This window comes from Cupriavidus sp. F041, assembly GCF_057814235.1.
This window is the reverse complement of record NZ_JBVASY010000002.1, coordinates 2,676,428-2,696,193: the sequence shown is the minus strand read 5'-3', so window position 1 is coordinate 2,696,193 and position 19,766 is coordinate 2,676,428. Positions and strand designations below refer to the sequence as shown.

General features: G+C 67.0%; 19 protein-coding genes. 18 read left to right on the top strand and 1 reads right to left on the bottom strand.

Annotated features, from left to right (window positions below; all coding sequences use genetic code 11):
* The first annotated feature begins 163 nt into the window (after positions 1-163).
* From ACZY0R_RS29795 to ACZY0R_RS29740, 12 genes are all read left to right on the top strand, one after another.
* Positions 164-469: a recombinase-like helix-turn-helix domain-containing protein gene (locus ACZY0R_RS29795; RefSeq protein WP_488863450.1), complete on the top strand. Its 306-nt coding sequence runs from the start codon at positions 164-166 to the stop codon at positions 467-469.
* A gap of 119 nt (positions 470-588) precedes the next feature.
* The gene (locus tag ACZY0R_RS29790; protein WP_488863448.1) at positions 589-1,656 is read left to right on the top strand and encodes a Rieske 2Fe-2S domain-containing protein; all 1,068 of its coding nucleotides are present in this window, start codon (positions 589-591) and stop codon (positions 1,654-1,656) included.
* Positions 1,649-2,419 (top strand): SDR family oxidoreductase, encoded by a 771-nt coding sequence (locus ACZY0R_RS29785; protein WP_488863446.1) that lies wholly within the window; start codon positions 1,649-1,651, stop codon positions 2,417-2,419. The genes ACZY0R_RS29790 and ACZY0R_RS29785 overlap by 8 nt, the downstream gene beginning before the upstream one ends.
* A gap of 17 nt (positions 2,420-2,436) precedes the next feature.
* Positions 2,437-2,973 (top strand): cupin domain-containing protein, encoded by a 537-nt coding sequence (locus ACZY0R_RS29780; RefSeq protein WP_035860623.1) that lies wholly within the window; start codon positions 2,437-2,439, stop codon positions 2,971-2,973.
* 68 nt (positions 2,974-3,041) lie between these two features.
* A complete protein-coding gene (locus ACZY0R_RS29775) occupies positions 3,042-3,872 on the top strand; it encodes an IclR family transcriptional regulator (RefSeq protein ID WP_035860620.1) in 831 nt (276 codons plus the stop codon).
* A gap of 5 nt (positions 3,873-3,877) precedes the next feature.
* Positions 3,878-4,681: an SDR family oxidoreductase gene (locus ACZY0R_RS29770; protein WP_488863443.1), complete on the top strand. Its 804-nt coding sequence runs from the start codon at positions 3,878-3,880 to the stop codon at positions 4,679-4,681.
* Positions 4,674-6,389 carry a thiamine pyrophosphate-binding protein gene (locus ACZY0R_RS29765; protein ID WP_488863441.1) on the top strand — a complete coding sequence of 572 codons (1,716 nt, stop codon included), beginning with the start codon at positions 4,674-4,676 and terminating at the stop codon, positions 6,387-6,389. Before ACZY0R_RS29770 ends, ACZY0R_RS29765 begins: the two co-directional genes overlap by 8 nt.
* A 12-nt stretch (positions 6,390-6,401) precedes the next feature.
* Positions 6,402-7,208, top strand: a complete 807-nt coding sequence (locus ACZY0R_RS29760) for an aspartate dehydrogenase (protein WP_488863439.1) — start codon at positions 6,402-6,404, stop codon at positions 7,206-7,208.
* A 22-nt stretch (positions 7,209-7,230) separates the two neighbouring features.
* Complete coding sequence (locus ACZY0R_RS29755; RefSeq protein WP_488863437.1) at positions 7,231-8,703, top strand: aldehyde dehydrogenase; 1,473 nt, start codon at positions 7,231-7,233, stop codon at positions 8,701-8,703.
* A 54-nt stretch (positions 8,704-8,757) separates the two neighbouring features.
* Positions 8,758-9,720: a VOC family protein gene (locus tag ACZY0R_RS29750; RefSeq protein ID WP_488863435.1), complete on the top strand. Its 963-nt coding sequence runs from the start codon at positions 8,758-8,760 to the stop codon at positions 9,718-9,720.
* Between the two features lie 97 nt (positions 9,721-9,817).
* The gene (locus ACZY0R_RS29745; protein WP_488863433.1) at positions 9,818-10,774 is read left to right on the top strand and encodes a PDR/VanB family oxidoreductase; all 957 of its coding nucleotides are present in this window, start codon (positions 9,818-9,820) and stop codon (positions 10,772-10,774) included.
* Positions 10,775-10,975: 201 nt separating this feature from the next.
* Positions 10,976-12,361, top strand: coding sequence for an MFS transporter (locus ACZY0R_RS29740; protein ID WP_488866256.1), 1,386 nt, complete (start codon positions 10,976-10,978; stop codon positions 12,359-12,361).
* 45 nt (positions 12,362-12,406) lie between these two features.
* Here ACZY0R_RS29740 and ACZY0R_RS29735 read toward each other — a convergent pair whose 3' ends face one another.
* The gene (locus ACZY0R_RS29735; protein ID WP_488863431.1) at positions 12,407-12,964 is read right to left on the bottom strand and encodes a MarR family winged helix-turn-helix transcriptional regulator; all 558 of its coding nucleotides are present in this window, start codon (positions 12,962-12,964) and stop codon (positions 12,407-12,409) included.
* Between the two features lie 312 nt (positions 12,965-13,276).
* Between ACZY0R_RS29735 and ACZY0R_RS29730 the strand changes: the two genes are divergently transcribed.
* The 6 genes from ACZY0R_RS29730 (at position 13,277) to ACZY0R_RS29705 (ending at position 19,744) form a co-directional block, all read left to right on the top strand.
* Positions 13,277-14,257 (top strand): Bug family tripartite tricarboxylate transporter substrate binding protein, encoded by a 981-nt coding sequence (locus tag ACZY0R_RS29730; RefSeq protein ID WP_488863429.1) that lies wholly within the window; start codon positions 13,277-13,279, stop codon positions 14,255-14,257.
* 61 nt (positions 14,258-14,318) lie between these two features.
* Positions 14,319-16,613, top strand: coding sequence for a xanthine dehydrogenase family protein molybdopterin-binding subunit (locus ACZY0R_RS29725; protein ID WP_488863427.1), 2,295 nt, complete (start codon positions 14,319-14,321; stop codon positions 16,611-16,613).
* Complete coding sequence (locus ACZY0R_RS29720) at positions 16,606-17,472, top strand: FAD binding domain-containing protein (RefSeq protein ID WP_488863425.1); 867 nt, start codon at positions 16,606-16,608, stop codon at positions 17,470-17,472. Before ACZY0R_RS29725 ends, ACZY0R_RS29720 begins: the two co-directional genes overlap by 8 nt.
* Before the next feature lie 9 nt (positions 17,473-17,481).
* Positions 17,482-17,958 (top strand): (2Fe-2S)-binding protein, encoded by a 477-nt coding sequence (locus ACZY0R_RS29715; RefSeq protein WP_488863423.1) that lies wholly within the window; start codon positions 17,482-17,484, stop codon positions 17,956-17,958.
* Positions 17,948-18,745, top strand: coding sequence for an SRPBCC family protein (locus ACZY0R_RS29710; RefSeq protein WP_488863421.1), 798 nt, complete (start codon positions 17,948-17,950; stop codon positions 18,743-18,745). Before ACZY0R_RS29715 ends, ACZY0R_RS29710 begins: the two co-directional genes overlap by 11 nt.
* Before the next feature lie 177 nt (positions 18,746-18,922).
* Positions 18,923-19,744: an IclR family transcriptional regulator gene (locus ACZY0R_RS29705; protein ID WP_488863419.1), complete on the top strand. Its 822-nt coding sequence runs from the start codon at positions 18,923-18,925 to the stop codon at positions 19,742-19,744.
* Positions 19,745-19,766: the final 22 nt, after the last annotated feature.

Genomic DNA, 19,766 nt, shown 5'->3' with positions numbered 1-19,766 from the left:
CCAGTCCCAAGTGGCATCGGCTTATCTCCAGGGTATACCCCACTCTATTTTTAAAGTTTCGTTGCCTATAGTGGTGTCTGTGTTCAATATTTAAATCAGCGTTTTATAGGTGAAACAAAACGCTAGATCAGCAGACTGGCAACAAGGTCAAAGGAGCAGCGCAATGGAGAACCTCGCATACAACCCGAACCTGGCGCCCTGGGAGCGTCCGGCTCCGAACAATGTCGCCGGCAAGGGCCACATCGAGCAGCCCGGCAAGGTGGCCAATATCCTGTGGCAGACCCGCGCCGCTGCGCCCACCGCTTATGAAGACGCGCTCGGCGATGCCCTGGAGGCCGCTTTCGAGGGCGGTGCCAAGAGCCCCGCGGACATCGTGCGAGCGTTCAACGACGCTGGCCTGCTGGGCGCGGATGGCCTGGCCTGGACCGAAGAGCGCTTCCTCGCCGAAATGCGCCGCCTTGGCGCCTGAGAGGCTGAAGCCAAGAGGCAGTTCAAGAACATCAACGCGATTGCGTCATGACGGGCGGCGAAACAAGGCATGCCCTTCCGAGATAGCGATCCGATCCGGTACCCGCAAGAGAGCAAACAATGGAATCGAACAAGCAAGCGCGTGCTGAGGCGCGCCTGAACGCCGGCCTGCATAACTACTGGTATCCGGTATCGGCCGCGTGGGCGGTCACGCATGCGCCGATCGGCATTACGCGCCTGGGCCAGAACATTGTGCTGTGGCGCGACGGCGCCGGCCAGGTGCACGCGCTGGAAGACCGCTGCCCGCACCGCGGCGCGCGCCTGTCGATGGGCTGGAACCTCGGCGACCGCGTGGCCTGCTGGTACCACGGCGTGGAAGTCGGCGGCGACGGCCAGGTCAAGAGCGTGCCGGCCGTGGACAACTGCCCGCTCGAAGGCAAGACCTGCGTGCGCAGCTACCCCGTGCGGGAAAAGGCTGGCGCCATCTTCCTGTGGTTCGGCGAGCGCGCTCCGGTGGAAGGCGAGGGCGGTGCTAATGCGCTGCGCCTGCCGGAGGAACTGGAGAGCGACGAGCACAGCAACTTCCTGTGCGTGGCGCACTGGGACTGCAACTACCGCTACGCCATCGACAACGTCATGGACCCGATGCACGGCGCCTACCTGCATGCGGTGTCGCACTCGATGGCCTCGGGTGAAAAGCAGGCCGTGATGGCCGTGCGCGAAACCGATACCGGCCTGGTATTCGAGAAGACCGGCCAGCGCGGCGTGAACTTCGACTGGGTGGAATTCGGCGAGACCGGCACCCTGTGGCTGCGGCTGGCGATTCCCTACCGCGCCAAGGTGGGCCCCGGCGGCCCGTTCGGCATCGTCGGCATCGCCACGCCGGTCGACGAGGAGCACTGCATGGTGTTCTTCTGGCGTACCCGCCACGTGCAGGGCTGGGAGCGCGATGTCTGGCGCTTCCTGTACCGCAACCGCCTGGAAGGCCTGCACTGGGACGTGCTGGAGCAGGACCGCGTGGTGCTGGAGATGATGGCGCCGAACGCGCGCGAACATGAAGCGCTGTACCAGCATGATGTGGGCATCACGCGCGTGCGCCGCCTGCTGCGCCGCCGTGCCGACCAGGAAGTCGCCGACGAGCCGGTCGCCATGCTGAAGCCCGTGGGCGGGGTGGCAAGCCATGCCTGAGATCGACCGCAACAACCTGCTGGCCGGCCGCTGCGTGCTGGTGACCGGCGCGGCGCGCGGGCTGGGCCTGGCCTTTGCCACCGCGATCGCCGAAGCCGGCGCCGCCGTCGCGATGGCCGACATCCTCGCCGACCGCTTGCACGAGGAAGCCGCCGCGTTGCAGGCCCGTGGCCTGACGGCGCTGCCGCTCGCGCTTGACCTCGGCAATCCCGAATCGGTGACGGCCTGCGCCGCCGCCGCCGTGGCCGGGCTTGGCGGCCTGGACGGGCTCGTCAACAACGCCGCGGTCACCGACTCCGGCGGCCGCGACGCCAGCGCCATCGACATCGCCACCTGGGACCGCGTGATGAACATCAACGTGCGCGGTACCTGGCTGATGACTACCGCCTGCCTGCCGGCACTGCGCGCCTCGCGCCGCGGCGCCATCGTCAACCTCGCGTCGGACACGCCGCTGTGGGGCGCGCCCAACCTGCTGGCGTACGTGGCCAGCAAGAGCGCCATCATCGGCATGACCCGTTCGCTGGCGCGCGAGCTGGGCGACGACCAGGTCACTGTCAATGCCATCGCACCGGGGCTGACCATGGTGGAGGCGACGGAATACGTGCCCCAGAAGAGGCGCGACCTGTATCGCGAGCAACGCGCGATTTCCCGCGAACAGCTACCCGAGGATGTTTCCGGGGCCGTGCTGTTCGCACTATCGGATCTGTCCCGCTTCGTGACGGGCCAGACGCTGGCCGTCAACGGCGGCTTCGTCATGCACTGAGTCAACAAGGAATCCAAATGAGCGATCTTTCCCAACAAGACAACATCAAGCGTTCCTGGGAGCAGCCGTCCGGCGCTTCCTTCGACCAGTGGATGGAGACTCGCGTCGCGCGCTTCTCCACCCGCCGCTACGACTGGGACGCACTCAAGTTCCAGGCTGACTACGATCCCAAGTACCGCCGCGCGCAGATGCGTTACCTCGGCACCGGCGGCACCGGCGTGGCCACCGACACCAATACCGTGCCGTCCGAGAATTTCACCTTCTCGACCATGATCATCCCGGCCGGCCACGAAGGCCCGTCGCACCTGCACACGGATGTGGAAGAAGTCTTCTTCGTCATGCGCGGCAAGATCAAGCTGATCCTGGAAAAGGACGGCGAGCGTTACGAAACCATCCTGACCGACCGCGACCTGGTCTCGGTGCCCCCCGGCGTGTACCGCGAGGAAATCAACATCGGCGAGGAAGACGCGCTGATGTGCGTGATGCTCGGTGCCAAGAAGCCGATCACGCCGACGTACCCGCCCGAGCATCCGCTCACCAAGGTCAAGCGCTGAAAAGCGAGAAGCCGGCGCGCCAAAGCAACCGCGGCCGTGCGCCGGACCCAGTGGAACACGAACCTCTCATGACTCAAGAACGCCTTCCGGAAGACAGCCAGGACAAGTACATCGTGCCCGGACTGGAGCGTGGCCTGCGCCTGCTGGCCGAGTTCAGCCGCCGCGACCGTACCTTGTCGGCGGCCGACCTGGCGCGCCGGCTCAAGGTGCCCCGCTCCACGGTGTTCCGGCTGCTGGCCACCCTGGAGATGATGGGTTTTGTCGAACGCACCGACGGCGGCCGCGATTACCGCCTCGGCATGGCGGTGCTGCGCCTGGGCTTCGAGTACCTGGCTTCGCTGGAACTTACCGAGCTGGGGCGGCCGCTGCTGGATCGCCTGCGCGACGACATCCGTTACCCGTGCAACCTGGTGGTGCGCGACGGCCGCTCGATTGTCTATGTGGCCAAGTCGGTGGCGCCCACGCCGTTCAGCAGTTCCGTCACCGTGGGGACCCGCCTGCCGGCGCACGCCACCGTGCTCGGACGCGTGCTGCTCGAGGACCTGACGCTGGCCGAGCTGCGCCAGCTCTATCCGGAGCCGCGCCTGGAAGCGTTCTCGCCCAGCACGCCGGGCACGGTCGAAGAACTGTTCGAGATGGTGCAGCGCGACCGCGAGCGGGGCGTGGTGCTGCAGGAAGCGTTCTTCGAGGCCAGCATCTCGACCATCGCGGCACCGGTGCGGGATCGTACCTGCAAGGTGGTGGCGGCGCTGGGCGTGACCATCCCGGCCTCGCGCATCGATCCGGAGCAACTGGACATGATGGAAGACAAAGTCAGAGACACCGCGGGCGAGCTGTCCCGCCTGCTGGACTACCGGCCGCGTGAGCACGGCAAGGTGGTCAACCTGTATCGGGAGTGAGGACGATGTCCATGATTGAACTCGACGGCAAGGTTGCCGTCGTCACGGGTGGATCCTCGGGCATCGGCCTGGCCACCGTCGAACAACTGCTGGAAGCGCGCGCCGCCGTGGCGCTGTGCGGCCGCAACGAAGCGCGGCTGCGCGAAGCGGAAAGCCATCTGCGCGCACGCTTCCCCGAAGCCCGCCTGTACGCCGCCGCCTGCGACGTGCTGGATCCCGCGCGGGTGGCCGCCTTTGCCGCCGCCAGCGAGGCCGCGCTCGGCCCGGCCGACATGCTGGTCAACAACGCAGGGCAGGGCCGCGTCTCCACGTTCGCGAACACCGAGGACGCTGCGTGGCTCGAAGAGCTGCAGCTCAAGTTCTTCTCGGTGATCCATGCCACGCGCGCGTTCCTTGCGCAGCTGGAGCGCTCGGACAGCGCCGCCATCGTCTGCGTGAACTCGCTGCTGGCCGTGCAACCGGAGCCGCATATGGTGGCGACGTCTGCGGCGCGTGCCGGCGTGCATAACCTGGTGCGCTCGCTGGCAACCGAATTCGCCCCCAAGGGCATCCGCGTCAACGGCATCCTGCTCGGCCTGGTCGAGTCGGGCCAGTGGCGCCGGCGTTTCGAAGCGCGCCCGGAATCCGAGCGCGACCTCGACTGGGCCGCGTGGACCGCGCGCCTGGCGCAGCAAAAGCATATTCAACTTGGCCGTCTTGGCCTGCCGCAGGAAGCCGCGCGCGCGATCCTGTTCCTTGCCTCGCCGTTGTCTTCGTACACCACGGGCAGCCACATCGATATTTCCGGAGGACTTTCCCGTCATGCGTAACGAACAGCAACAAGTCACGGTGGGCTACGCCATCGCCGCCTTCCTCGAACAATGCGGCGTCAAGGCTGCGTTCGGCGTCATCTCGATCCACAACATGCCCATCCTCGACGCGATGGGCGAGCGCGGCAAGATCCGCTTCGTCCCCGCGCGCGGCGAAGCGGGCGGCACCAATATGGCCGACGCCTGCGCCCGCACCACGGGTGGCCTGGGCGTGTGCCTGACCAGCACCGGCACCGCTGCCGGCAATGCCGCCGGCGCCATGGTGGAAGCGCTCACCGCCGGCACGCCGCTGCTGCACCTGACCGGCCAGATCGAAACCCCGTACCTGGACCAGAGCCTGGCCTACATCCACGAAGCACCGGATCAGCTCACCATGCTGAAGGCCATCTCGAAGGCCGCGTTCCGCATCCGCAGCGCGGATACCGCGCTCAGCACGATCAAGCTCGCCGTGCAGACCGCGCTGACCGCGCCGAGCGGTCCCGTCAGCGTGGAAATCCCCATCGACATCCAGGCCGCGCTGATCCCGATGCCGACCGACCTGCGCCCGCTGGCCGTGCCCACGCATGTGCCCTCGGCCCATGCGCTGGACGAACTAGCCGAACGCCTGTCCAAGGCCAGGCGCCCGCTGCTGTGGCTGGGCGGCGGCGCGCGCCACGCCGGCGCGCAGGTCAAGCGGCTGCTGGCGCTGGGCTTCGGCGTGGTCACGAGCACGCAAGGCCGCGGCATCGTGGCGGAAGACGATCCCCGTTCGCTGGGCGCCTTCAACCTGCACAAGCCGGTGGAACAGTTCTATCAAAGCTGCGACGCCATGCTGGTGGTGGGCTCGCGCCTGCGCGGCAATGAAACGCTGAAGTACGAACTGAAGCTGCCGCGCCCGCTGTTCCGCGTCGACGCCGATGCCTCCGCCGAAGGCCGCTGCTACCAGAGCGACTACTTCGCCAGCGGCGATGCGGCGCTGGCGCTCGATGGCCTGGCCGACCGCCTGGAAGGCAAGCTGAAGGTCGACCCGAATTTCGCCGCCGACCTGCGCGCCGCGCACGAGACCGCCATGAGCGGCCTGATCGACGGCCTGGGCCCGTATTCGGCACTGGTGGAGGCGCTGCAGGGCGCGGTAGGCCGCAACTTCAACTGGGTGCGCGACGTCACCGTCTCCAACAGCACCTGGGGCAATCGCCAGCTGCGTATTTTCGACTCCCGCGCCGGCGTGCATGCGCTGGGCGGCGGCATCGGCCAGGGCCTGGCGATGGGCATCGGCGCGGCAGTGGGCGCGGCGGTGACTTCATCGGGCAAGAAGACCTTCTGCCTGGCCGGCGACGGCGGCTTCATCCTGAACCTGGGCGAACTCGCCACCGCGGTGCAGGAACGCGCCGACGTGGTCTTCGTGCTGATGAACGACAAGGGCTACGGCGTGATCAAGAACATCCAGGACGCGCAGTACGGCGGCCGCCGCCACTACGTGGACCTGCATACGCCTGATTACGCGCAACTGTCGCAATCGCTGGCGCTGCGCCATCGCCGCGTCAGCAACCTGGCGGATGTCGGCGCCGCCCTGGAAGAGGCGACCGCCGAATCCGGTCCGTTCTTGCTGGAGGTCGACATGCTGTCCATCGGCACCTTCAAGACCGCATTCGCCGGCCCGCCGGTCAACAAGGAAGCCGACGCCGAGAAGAGCGCGCGCGCGGCCGAACGCAGCACCGTGACTGTCTGAGGGAGACGCAACATGCTGCACGTGTCGATGGTGGGGTGCGGAGCGATCGGGCTCGGCGTGCTCGAACTGCTCAAGAGCGATCCGGATGTTGTATTCGACGTGGTGGTGGTGCCGGAAGCCCAGATGGACCAGGCCCGCCACGCCGTCTCCGCGCTGGCGCCGCGGGCGCGCGTCGCCTCCAGCCTGAGCCAGGCCGACGGACGGCCCGACCTGCTGGTGGAATGCGCCGGCCACCATGCGCTGGAGGAGCACATCGTGCCGGCGCTGGAGCGCGGCATCGCCTGCATGGTGGTGTCGGTGGGCGCGTTGTCGGCGCCCGGCCTGGCGGAACGGCTGGAAGCGGCGGCACGGCGCGGCGGCACCCAGGTGCAGCTGCTGTCCGGCGCGATCGGCGCCATCGATGCGCTGGCGGCAGCGCGCGTGGGCGGCCTCGATGCGGTGGTCTACACCGGGCGCAAGCCGCCTGGCGCGTGGAAGGATACGCCGGCGGAAGCGCTGTTCAATCTCGATGCGCTGACCGAAGCCACGGTGATCTTCGAAGGCACCGCCCGCGAAGCGGCGCGGCTTTATCCCAAGAATGCCAATGTGGCCGCCACGCTGTCGATGGCCGGGCTCGGGCTGGATCACACGCAGGTGAGGCTGCTGGCCGATCCTGGCGTGGATGAGAACGTGCACCATGTGGAAGCGCGCGGCGCTTTCGGTGGTTTCGAGCTGACCATGCGCGGCAAGCCGCTGGCGGCTAATCCCAAGACCTCGGCGCTGACGGTGTTCAGCGTGGTGCGTGCGCTGGGCAACCGTGCCCACGCCATGTCGATTTAAGCAGCGCAGCAAGGCAATCATCATGAAGCAAGAGATTCTCCCCATCTGTATCGCAGGCGAGTGGCGCGTGGGCGGCGGCGAGCGCTACGCCACGCGCTACCCAGCCACCGGCGAAGTGGTCGCGGAACTGAACGCGGCCAGCCTGGACGACGTGGAAGAGGCCGTGCAGGGTGCGCATCGCGCGTTCCTCACCAGCGGCTGGGCCCAGCGCAAGCCGCACGAGCGCGCAGCCGTGCTGCATCGCGTGGCCGACCTGATCCGCGCGCGCGCAGAGCCCCTCGCTCAGCGCCAGCGCCTGGACAACGGCAAGCCCATCAGCGAGACGCGCGCGCTGGTTGCCAGCGCAGCGGGCACCTTCCAGTTCTTCGCCGCGGCTTGCGAGACGCTGGAGGAGACGCTCACGCCCGCTCGTGGTGACTTCCTCACCATGAGCGTGCATGAAGCCATGGGCGTGGTGGCGGCGATCACGCCGTGGAACTCGCCCATCGCCAGCGAGGCGCAGAAGCTGGCGCCGGCGCTGGCAGCCGGCAATGCGGTGGTGATCAAGCCCGCCGAGATCACGCCGCTGATGGCGCTCGAACTGGCGGCCATCTGCGAAGAAGCCGGCGTGCCCAAGGGCCTCATCAGCGTGCTGCCCGGCAAGGGCTCGGTGATCGGCGACGCCATTACCAAGCACCCGCTGGTGCGCCGCGTGTCATTCACGGGCGGCACCACCACGGGACGCCATATCGCGCATATCGCCGCCGACAAGATGATGCCGGTGTCGCTGGAACTGGGCGGCAAGTCGCCGACGATGGTGTTCGAGGACGCGGACCTGGATCATGCGGTCAACGGTGTGCTGTACGGCATCTTCAGTTCCTCGGGCGAATCGTGCATCGCGGGCTCGCGCCTGTTCGTGGCACGTTCCTTGTACGAGCCTTTCATGGACCGCCTGGCCGAGGGCGCGGCGCGCCTGCGCGTGGGCGACCCGGCCGACGAGCGCACCCAGATGGGGCCGCTGATCAGCGACCGCCACCGTGACTCGATCGAATCGTATGTGGCGCTTGGCGTATCCGAAGGCGGCCAGCTGCGCACGGGTGGCATCCGCCCGACGGTGGCGGGCTGCGAGAACGGCTACTTCTACACGCCCACCATCATCGAAGGGCTGGATAACAGCGCCCGCGTGTGCCAGGAGGAAATCTTCGGGCCGGTGCTGGTGGCGATGGCCTTCGACGACGAGGACGACCTGATCGCGCAGGCCAACGACAGCGTGTACGCGCTGGCGGCCGGCGTGTGGACGCGCGACTACAAGCGCGCATGGCGCTTTGCGCGCGCGGTGCAGGCGGGCAACGTGTGGATCAATACGTACAAGCAGTTTTCCATCTCGACGCCGTTTGGCGGTTGGCGCGACAGCGGCCTGGGCCGAGAGAAGGGGAGGCTGGGCATCCTGCAGTACATGGAGCAGAAGAGCGTGTACTGGGGCATGCATGAACAACCGCTGCCGTGGGCTAACTGAGTGACCCCGACGACGTTGGCAACGACACAAGCGACACAGCAGGAGATGGGAACAATGAACACGATTCTGGGCATCGACGAAATCGTCTACGGTGCCGACGACCTGGACGCCTGCCGGCGCTTCTTCGCCGACTGGGGCCTCACGCTGGTGCGCGAGGACGAGGCCGGTCTGGATTTCGAGACGCTGAACGGCTGCCGCGTGCTGGTGCGCCGCACCGACGACCCGGCGCTGCCGGCGGCGATGGAAGACGGCCCGACGCTGCGCGAAGTGGTGTGGGGCGTGGACACGCAGGCCGCGCTGGACAAGATCGCGGATGCCATTCGCGCCGAGCCGGGCTTTGTCAGCCCGGGTGAGCGCGTGGGTTGTACCGATCCCAACGGCCTGGCCGTGCGCTTCCAGCTGACCCGCAAGCGCGAGGTCGAAGTCGAATGCGCCACGATGAATACATGGAACGACAAGCCGCGCCTGAACCAGCGCAGCCCGATCTACGAGCGCGCCACGCCGATCGAGGTGGGGCACGTGGTGTTCTTCGTCAAGGACGTGGCGGCGACCGAGCGCTTCTATACGGAGAAGCTTGGCTTCGTGCCGTCGGACCACTATCCCGGCCGTGGCGCCTTCCTGCGCTGCGCGCCGGACGGCGGCCACCATGACCTGTTCCTGCTGCAGCTGCCGCAAGCCAAAAGCGGCCTGAACCATGTGGCCTTCACCGTGCGCGATATCCATGAGGTATTCGGCGGCGGCCTGCATGTGTCGCGCAGCGGCTGGGACACGCAGCTCGGCCCGGGCCGGCATCCGATTTCCTCGGCTTACTTCTGGTACTTCAAGAATCCGGCCGGCGGCCTGATCGAGTACTACGCGGACGAGGACCAGCTGGACGCCGAATGGGAGCCGCGCGATTTCGAGCCGGGTCCCACCATGTTCGCGGAATGGGCGGTGGAAGGCGGCCTGGACGGTAACACCCGCCGGCAGAAGAACGCGAGCGGCCCCCAGGGCAAGTTCTTGACCGAGAAGCGCTGAATACGGTGTGGCAGGCAGCGTAGCAATACAGGCAGCAAGGCGATACGAAGCAATACGAAGCGACACATAGCAACACAAAGCAACACAAGGAAGTGCCATGAGTACCAGCCAATCCCTCACCCTGCGCGTGCAGGCCATGCGCTTCGAAGCGCGCGGCATTGTCAGCGTGGAGTTGCGCGACCCGGAAGGGCGCGAGTTGCCGGCGTACGCGCCCGGCGCGCATATCGACCTGCATCTGGGCAATGGCCTGGTACGCAGCTACTCGCTGTGCGGCGCGCCGGAAGTGCGCGACCGCTACGTGGTGGGTGTGTTGCTCGACCGCGCCAGCCGCGGCGGCTCGCGCTATGTGCACGAGCAACTGCGCGTGGGCAGCACGCTTGCCGTGGCCGTGCCCCGCAACCACTTCGCGCTGGAAGAGGGCGCGGCCCACACGGTGCTGGTAGCGGGCGGGATCGGCGTGACGCCCATCGTCTGCATGGCGCGGCGGCTGCATGAACTGGGGCGCTCCTTCACGCTGCTGTACTGCGCGCGGTCTCGTGCGGAAGCGGCTTTCGCGGACGAGCTGGCCGCCTATGGCGACGCGGTGCGCATGCACTTCGACGACGAGGCGGGCAGCCCGCCGGACCTGTCCGCGCTGCTGGCGGGGCAAGCGGACAGCACGCACTTCTACTGCTGCGGCCCCGGCCCGATGCTGAATGCCTTCGAAGCCGCCTGCGCCGGACACGGCTATGCCGAAGTGCACATCGAACGCTTTGCGGCCGACCCGTCGGTGGCGGCGGTGCAGGAAGGCGAGTACACCGTGGCACTGGCAAGCACGGGCAGCGAGCTGAAAGTGCCGGCAGGCAAGTCCTTGCTGGATGCCTTGCTCGAAGCGGGCATCGCCGTCGAGCACAGCTGCAAGGAAGGCGTGTGCGGCTCGTGTGAAACGCGCGTGCTGGAAGGCATTCCCGAACACCGCGATGGCGTGCTCAGCAAGAGCGAACGCGAATCGAACCAGACCATGATGGTGTGCGTGTCGGGTTGCAAGGGCAAGCGCCTGGTGCTGGACCTCTGAGCGACCTCCAAGCGCTACCGCGCACCGCATCGGATGCGGCGACGGCGGTGGTGGCCAGCGCGGGGTAGATCCCGCGATGCGCCAGCGCGAGGCGGCTGCGTGCCTCGGATACTTTTGAAGAGAAACACTGTGTTGATCCAGAGACAAGAGGCCCCGTTCGCCGATGCGAACGCCGAGGGCGTGGCGACCCCATCCAGCAACATGACGGCAGACGGCGGCGCGCGCACGGCCGGTGCGCCGGCCACGCGCGGCGAGATCATCGCGCGCATCGAGCGGCTGCCCAGCAATGGCATGCATGTCCGGGCCCGGTTGCTGATCGGCCTGGCCACGTTCTTCGACGGCTTTGATGTGATCGCGATTGCGGCCACGCTGCCGCTGCTGATCTCGATGTGGTCGCTTACGCCGACCCAGGTCGGCTTCCTGATCGCGGCGCCGTCGGTGGGGCAACTGATTGGCGCGCTGCTGTTCCCCTATCTCGCCGAGCGCTTCGGCCGGCTGCATTCGATTGGCTGGAGCGCCGGCATTATCGGGCTGATGAGCATTGCCTGCGGCTTCGCGCCATCGTTCGAAATCTTCGCGTTGCTGCGCATCGTGCAGGGCCTTGGGCTTGGCGGCGAATTGCCGGTGGCCGCCACCTATATCAACGAGGTCACGCGCGCGCACGGGCGCGGGCGCTTCGTGCTGCTGTACGAAGTGGTGTTCCCGATCGGCCTGCTGATCTCCAATGCCGTCGGCGCATGGCTGGTGCCGAAGTTCGGCTGGACCGTGATGTACTTCATCGGCGGCGCCCCGGTCATACTCTTCTTCATCCTGCGCCGGGCCATTCCGGAGTCGCCGCGCTGGCTGGCGGAGAAGGGCCGGATGGCGGAAGCCGACCGCGCGCTGCAGGTCTTCGAGGCGCGCGCCAAGGGGCCGCTGGCGCCGCTGGGCGATGTATCCGCCTACGATGCGATGACCCACAAGCATCCGCGCCGCAGCGTCAAGGACCTGCTGGGCAAGGCTTATATCGGGCGCACGCTGGCGGTGTGGATGTTGTGGGCCACCTGCGGCTTTATCCAGTACGGGCTGTCCACCTGGCTGCCGACGATCTACAAGACCGTGTATCACGCGCCGCTGCAACTGGCGCTGAATCTCGCCGCCGGCGCGTCGGTGCTGGGCGTGGTGGGCTCGCTGGTCTGCGCGATGATCGTCGACAAGGTGGGCCGCAAGCCGGTGATCAACGTCTCGTTTGTCCTGTGCGCGTTGTCGCTTGCGCTGGCAGGCGTGTTTCACGCGGAGTCGGTGTATGTGGTGGCAGGCCTGTGCGCGCTGTCCCTTGGCTTCCTGGCCAGCGGCTTTATCACGGCCTACGTGTACACGCCGGAACTGTATCCCACCAGCATCCGCGCGATGGGCTGCGGCTTCGGGGGCGCCTGGCTGAAACTGGCGGCGATCTTCGCGCCGACGCTGGTCGCCAATACGATCGGCACGGGCAACCTCAGCAGCGCGTTCTATGCGCTCGCGCTGGTGCCGTTCCTGGCCGCGTTGACGATTCACTTCCTTGGCATCGAAACCAAGGGCAAGGTGCTCGAGCAACTCGAGGCCTGAAGCGAGCGGTGCAAGGTTGCGGGCGCTCCCCAGAGCGCTCGCTCTTTACTCGCCCGGGATCGCGTCCTTGCGGCCGGGCGCGACGCACAAGCCGTGAAGCTTCCTCAGCGCCTGGTACATCGCACGGCGCTCTTCCGGCTCCAGCAGCCGAATCACCTCCGCCTGGCCCTTCCTGGCCAACGGCATCACCTGTTCGTGCAGCGCCAGGCCTTCCGGCGTGATGCTGCAGATCAGTTTCTTGCGCGGGGTATTGCCCTCGGCGTCGATCTTCACCAGTCCACGGCTTTCCAGCAGGCGCAAGGTGCGGCTGACCAGGGCCTTGTCCGAAGTCGATTGCACCACCAGCTCGGCAAAGGGCAACTGTCGCGCGTGGGCCAGCAGCGCCAGCAGGCGCCATTCGGGCACCGTCAGTTCGAACTGTTCCGCATAGGGCATGGTCACGGTGCGCCGCAAGGCGTTCACCAGTTGACTCAGCATGGTCGTCAGGAAGTCGTCGACGACCAGCCCGTTACCTTCCTCATCGAGCGACTCCCAGGGGCAATTCGCCTCGGGGTGCACTGTCGTGCCCTCGGCGGGGCTGGCTTCGCGCTTCGTTTGATCCATGTCTCTTGAGCCACACGCCGGGCGACGAGTAATCGGGGCCCGATTGTCTCACAGGGGCTGCGCCTTCCACCGCCTCGCGGGCTGCTTGACGATCCGGAATTAGGAAACATCCGATTGTTATGTCAATTGGGGTTTAACGTAAGTTGAGTAGTCAACAGTCGCAATCTACGATGGCTTCCGTGTTCCTCTCCTGAACTGGTGTCTTACTAACAAAACGCACGTCGAATGCGTTCCCGACCTTTTCTTAGTGCCGAACACTGCATCCACGAAGCCATTCCCCGCAAACGTGGTGCGTCCCCACAGGAGCCGTAGATGAACCTTGCCCGACGTCAGATCCTTGTATCGGCGATCGCCGCGATAGCGCTTGGCGCCGGCAGCGCGCTCGCGCATGCCTATCCCGCCAAGCCGGTCACGATCGTGGTCGCATATCCGCCCGGCGGCGATACCGATTCCATGGCGCGGATGTACGCGGAGAAGCTGTCGATCCGCCTGAAGCAGCCCGTCATCGTCGAAAACAAACCGGGCGCCGGTGGCGTCGTGGGTAACGCCCTGGTCGGGCGCGCGCCCGCCGATGGCTACACGCTGCTGTTCACGCCCAACCCCTTCACCACCGCGCCGATGGTGCTGAAGCTGCCGCCCAACGCCAGGTACGACGCGCTGCATGGCTTCACGCCCGTGATCCAGACCGGCACGCAGACCGTGCTGCTGGTGGCGTATCCCGGTGGCGGCATCAAGAATGTGCAGGAGATGGTTGCCGCGGCGAAGGCCGGCAAGGCACTGACCTACGCCAGCCCCGGCGCCGGCTCGCCGATGCATATCGCCGGCGAATGGCTGAACCGCGCGGCGGGCGTGAAGATCCAGCACGTGCCGTACCGGGGCGTCGCGCCCGCCGTGAACGATGTGGTCGCGGGCCATGTCAACTTCGCCTACGTGACGCTGGGGCCGGTCGCGCAGTACATCAACACCGGCAAGCTGATCGCACTGGCCGTGACCGATCCCAAGCGCTCGCCGCTGCTGCCCAATGTGCCGACGCTGTCGGAACTCGGCTACCGGGACGTGGTCGTCGGCGCTTGGCACGGCGTCATGGCGCCCAAGGGTACGCCCGCCGATGTGGTGAAGCTGCTCAACGAACAGCTCAACGAGATCCTCAGGCTGCCCGACATCGCCGAGAAGATGGCCACCTTCGGCGCGGTCCCGGTGGGTGGCGCGCCGGCCGTGCTGGAGAAGGTCAACGCCTCCGACTACGAGCGGCTGGGCAAGGTCATCAGGGATTTCGGCATCACCGCCGAGTGACGCGGGCCGGCGGCGGTTGCGCCGGCTTATCTATCGTTTTCAGACTTAGCAGGAGGTCGGCTTGAGCACGTCGACAGTGGGAACATCCACGCCGCAAGTGACGGCGCGGGAGAAGGTGCTGGGCAGGGCCGTGTACGCCGGCGATATCAAGCAGGCCGGCATGTTGCACGCCAAGGTGCTGCGCAGCCCGTATCCGCATGCCCGCATCGTTCGCATCGATACCTCGGCGGCGCGTGCGCTACCGGGCGTCAGGCTGGTGCTGACCGGCGGCGACACGCCCGCGCGGCTGTGGGGGCCGCATCGCAAGGAGCAGCGCATCCTGGCCGCCGGCGTGGTCCGCTACGTGGGCGAGGAAGTTGCCGCGGTCGCTGCCATCGATGAGGAAACCGCGCGCGACGCGCTGGACCTGATCCGCGTGGAGTACGAAGAACTGCCCGCCATCCTGAGCCCGGAGGCCGCGCTTGCCGGCGGCGCGTCCGAGGTGCACGCGGGCACGCGCAATATCGCGCACGAGATGCATATCGAGCGCGGCGACATCGAAGCCGGTTTCGCCCGCGCCGCGGTGGTCTACGAGGCCACCTACGACATGCAGTCGCAATATCCCGGCTATCTGGAGCCGATGGCCACGGTGGCGGCGCAGGACGGCAACGGCCGACTGACGGTATGGGCGTCGACGCAATCGGTGTTCCTTGCCCGCGCGCGCCTGGCGGAAGCGCTCGATCGTCCCGCCTCTACCATCCGCGTGATCCAGGCGGTCACCGGCGGCGGCTTCGGCGCCAAGATCGTGGAGGAGAACAACAGCCTGATCGCGGCCTTGCTGGCGAGCCGGCTGGAGCGGCCGGTGCGCTTCGTCAACAACCGGTTAGAGGATTTTCTAGGCGCGCGCGCCAGCGTGCCGGCCAGGGTCTGGCTGAAGATGGGGCTGGATGCGCAGGGGATGATCGTCGCCAAGGACGCCAGGATCGTGGCGGAGTGCGGCGCCTATGCCGGCCTGGCCGGCGACGTGATGCACGTCACCGCGATGCGCAGCGACAATATGCACCGCGTGGAGAACGTGCGCTCGAACGCGGTGCTCGCCTATACCAACACGCAGCCGCGCGGCGCGTTTCGCGGCTTTGGCGGCCAGCAGATGCAGTTCCCGCTGAATAGCCATCTCACCATGCTGGCGGAGATGCTCGGCATGGATCCCATCGAAGTCCACAAGCGCAACGCCATCCGCACGGGAGACACCAGCGTGCATGGCTGGAAGATCGGCAGCGGCGGCCCGGTGGAATGCCTCGAGCAAACGCGCGCGGCCATCCGGTTGGATGCGCGCCGTGCCGATGCGTCGGGAAAAACCGGCACGCGCCGGCGCGGACTTGGTGTCGCCGCCGCCATGCACGTCAGTGGCAATCGCACCCTGGGCAACTGGGACGGCTCCACCATCGTGCTCAAGGTCAATGAGGACGGGCGCGCCATGCTGCTCACCAGCGAGTGCGATATGGGGCAGGGCGCCAACACCATGCTCAGCCAGATCTGCGCGCAGGAGCTTGGCATTCCGCTGTCGCATGTCACCGTCTGCGCGCCGGATACCGATGTGGCGCCGTTCTGCCTGGGATCGCTGGCTTCGCGCGTGACCATCATTTCGGGCAACGCCGTGATGAAGGCCGCGCGCGAGGCCCGGCAGAAGCTGCTGACCGTCGCCGCGGAAAAACTTGGCGTGCCCCGCGACGAGCTCGATATCGCGGACGGCATGATCCGTGCCCGCAACGACGCCGGCAAGCAGGCAACGCTCGCCGAGATCGCGCGCTTGCATATCTTCCGTCATGGCGGCGAAGGGCTGATGGTGCGTGCCACCTACGACGCGCCAACGGTGATGCACGACGCCAACTACTACGGCAACATTGCCCCGGCTTATTCGTTCGCGGCGCAGGCGGTTGAAGTCGAAGTGGATACCGTGACCGGACAGGTCACGGTGATCGACAGCTTCGTTTCGGACGACTGCGGCAAGGCCATCAATCCGCTGGCGGTGCACGGGCAAACGCATGGCGCCACCGTGCAGGCGATCGGGTGGACGCTGTACGAACATCTGCAGATCGAGGATGGCCGCATCCTGAACGGCAACTTTGCCGACTACACCATGCCCACCGCCGACGCCGTGCCCGCGCTGCGCACGGAGGTGGTCGAGTCCAATGATCCGAACGGGCCCTACGGCGCCAAGGGCGCCAGCGAAACCGCCATCTTGCCGGGCGCCGCGGCCATCGCCAACGCCGTCTACGACGCGATCGGCGTACGCATCACCTCGCTGCCCATCACGCCGGAGAAGGTGCTGGCCGCGCTGCGCGAGCGCAAGGAAAAGGAGACGCACCATGCGTGATTTCGAATTTCTGGAACCGGGCTCGGTGCAGGAGGCGGGGCACATGCTGGCCGACCTCGGCGACGAGTGCCGCGTGATTGCCGGCGGCACCGCGCTGATGCTCGGCATGCGCCAGCGCATGCTCACGCCGGCGCACCTGGTATCGCTGGGCCGGCTCGATGCGCTGCGCAAGATCGAGTACGACGCGTGCAACGGACTGCGCATCGGCGCACTTGCCTTGCATGCGCAGGTAGCGCGTTCGCCGCTGGTGCAGGCGCATTATCCGATGCTGGCCAGTATGGCCGGGCGTGTCGCCAATCCGCAGGTGCGCAACCAGGGCACGATCGGCGGCAATCTCTGCTATGCCGACCCGGCCACGGATCCGCCGGGCTGCCTGATGGCGTTGCAGGCGCAGGTGGTGGTGGCCGGGCGGCGCGGCGAGCGCGTGCTGGAGATGGAAGCGTTTCTTGTCGACTACTACACCACGGCCCTCGAGCCCGATGAACTGGTGACCGAGATCCGCATTCCGGCGCCCGCGCCCGATGCGGTGGGCCACTATGCCCGCTTTCTGCGCACGGCCGCGGAACACCGGCCGCTGGCCAGCGTGGCGCTGCTGGCACGCCGCGCGGGGCCGACCTGCATAGAGGCGCGGCTTGCAGTGGGAGCGTCCACGCCGATTCCCGCACGCCTGCGGCGTGCCGAAGCCTTCCTTGCCGGCAAGGCCGTCACGCCGGAGGTGGCGGCCGAGGCGGCTGACATCGTGGCCGCCGATATCGACCCCGTCTCCGACATGCGCGGCAACGCGGACTATCGCCGCGAGATGGTCCGGACCGTGGCGCGGCGAAGCATCGTCACGCTGTTCGGGCTGGCGGCGGAATAAGGATTTCCCATGCAAAAGATCCATATCGAACTCACCGTCAACGGCGAAGCGCACAGCGTCGACGTGCCGGCGCGGCGCCTGTTGTCGGACCTGCTGCGCGACGATCTCAACCTGACCGGCACCAAGCGCGGCTGCGAGACCGGCATCTGCGGCGCCTGCTCCGTGCTGGTGGATGGCGAAGTCGTGAAGTCCTGCCTGATGCTCGCCGTGCAGGTGCGCGGCCGCGACGTCACCACAGTCGAAGGCCTGAGCGCCGGCGGCGAGCTGCATCCGCTGCAGCAAAGCTTCATGGAATGCGGCGGGCTGCAGTGCGGCTACTGCACCCCCGGCTTCCTGATGACCTCCTGCGCCATGCTGGCGCACAACCCCAACCCCACAGAAGAAGAAGTCCGTGCCGGACTGAACGGCAACCTGTGCCGCTGCACCGGTTACGTCGGCATCGTCGAATCCATTCTGTCCGCCGCGGAGAAGATGCGTGGAAATTGAAAAAACCCTTGTCGTCGGCGCAACGCCGGCACGTGTGTGGGAACTGCTGCTCGATCCCAATGTGATGGGCGGGTGCGTGCCGGGCATGCAGTCGATCGAAGTGGTCAGCGATGTGGAGTACATCTCCCACATCCAGGTCAAGATCGCCTTTGTCAGCGCGCGCTTCAAGATCAAGACCACCATCGTCGAGATGCAAGCGCCCCACTACCTGCGCAGCGAAGGCACCGGCGAGGACGCCTCGGTGGCCAGTTCGCTCAAGCAGTCCAGCGAGATCTTCCTGACCGGGCAGCCGGACGGCCAGACCGAGCTGCGCATGAAAATCAACGTGGATGTGCTGGGCCGGCTCGGCACATTCGGGCTGAGCGTGATGAAGACGAAAGCGGACCGGATGTGGGAGGAGTTCGGTGCGAATCTGTCGGCACGGCTGGTGGCGCCAGCAGAGGCTGCGGCGCCGGGTGGCTCCGCCGCGGAGGAAGCGAAGGCGGTCGCCGAACTGCCGGCCGAGCCAGTGGCCGCCGCTTCGCCCGTTGCCGCTGGCGAGGCAATCCCCGCGCGGCCAGCGATCGCGCAGGCACCAGCGGGGCGGGTCAACGGAAATGGCACCGGAGGCTGGTGGTCGCGGCTGTTTTCGCCGGCGGCCGCTAGCGGCGGTGGAAGCCCGGAACGGGGACCACTCACGGATATCTGCATCGAGGTCCGCCAGCCCAATGCGACCATTACCGTGCGCTGGCCGGCGCAGCACGCCGGCGAATGCGCGGCCTGGCTGCGGGAATACCTGAAGGGGTAGGGTCCCGGCACCGGTCTGGTGATTGAAGTGCTGGAGGATCGACGCCGGGCGTGTTATATCGGTCAGTCGCGGGATGGCGCGCCGGGGTCGGGGTGCGCGGCCCGCATCGGGCGGGGCCAGGCCCAAAGCCGGTACCATATAGCAACGCCAAAGCACTTCATTCGCAGAGATATCACCATGACAGACGCTGTCGAGCCAACCGATCTCCAGGACAAGTACATCGTGCCGGGACTTGAACGCGGCCTGCGCTTGCTGGGCGAGTTCAGCAGCAACGAGAAGACCTTGTCCGCGGCCGAACTGGCTCGCAGGCTCCAGGTCCCGCGCTCCACGGTGTTCCGCCTGCTGACCACGCTGGAGATGATGGGCTTTGTCGAGCGCACCGACGGCGGCCGCGAGTTCCGGCTCGGCATGGCGGTGTTGCGCCTCGGTTTCGATTACCTCGCTTCGCTGGAGTTGACCGAGCTGGGCCGCCCGCTGCTGGACCGGCTGCGCGACGAAATCAACTACCCGTGCAACCTCGTGGTGCGCGACGGCCGCTCCATTGTCTATGTCGCCAAGTCCGTGGCGCCCACGCCGTTCGCCAGTTCGGTCAACGTTGGCACCCGCCTGCCGGCGCACGCTACCGTGCTCGGCCGCGTGCTGCTTGAAGACCTGACACTGGAGGCGTTGCGCGAACTTTATCCCGAGCCGCAACTGGAAGTCTTCTCGGACAGCACCCCGAAGACCGTGGAAGCCCTGTTCGACATGGTTCAGCGCGACCGCCAGCGCGGCTATGTGCTGCAGGAGGGCTTTTTCGAAACCAGCATCTCGACCATCGCCGCGCCGGTGCGCGACCGCAGCGGCAAGGTGGTGGCGGCGCTTGGGGCCACTATCCCGGCTTCGCGGATCGATCCGGAGCGGCTGGATACGATGGTGGAGCAGGTGAGGGGGGCTGCGGCGGAGTTGTCGCGGTTGCTGGACTATCGGCCGCCGATGGGTGGCGTGGTGGCGAATTTCTAAGGTGCCGGGCGAGCGGCGCGAA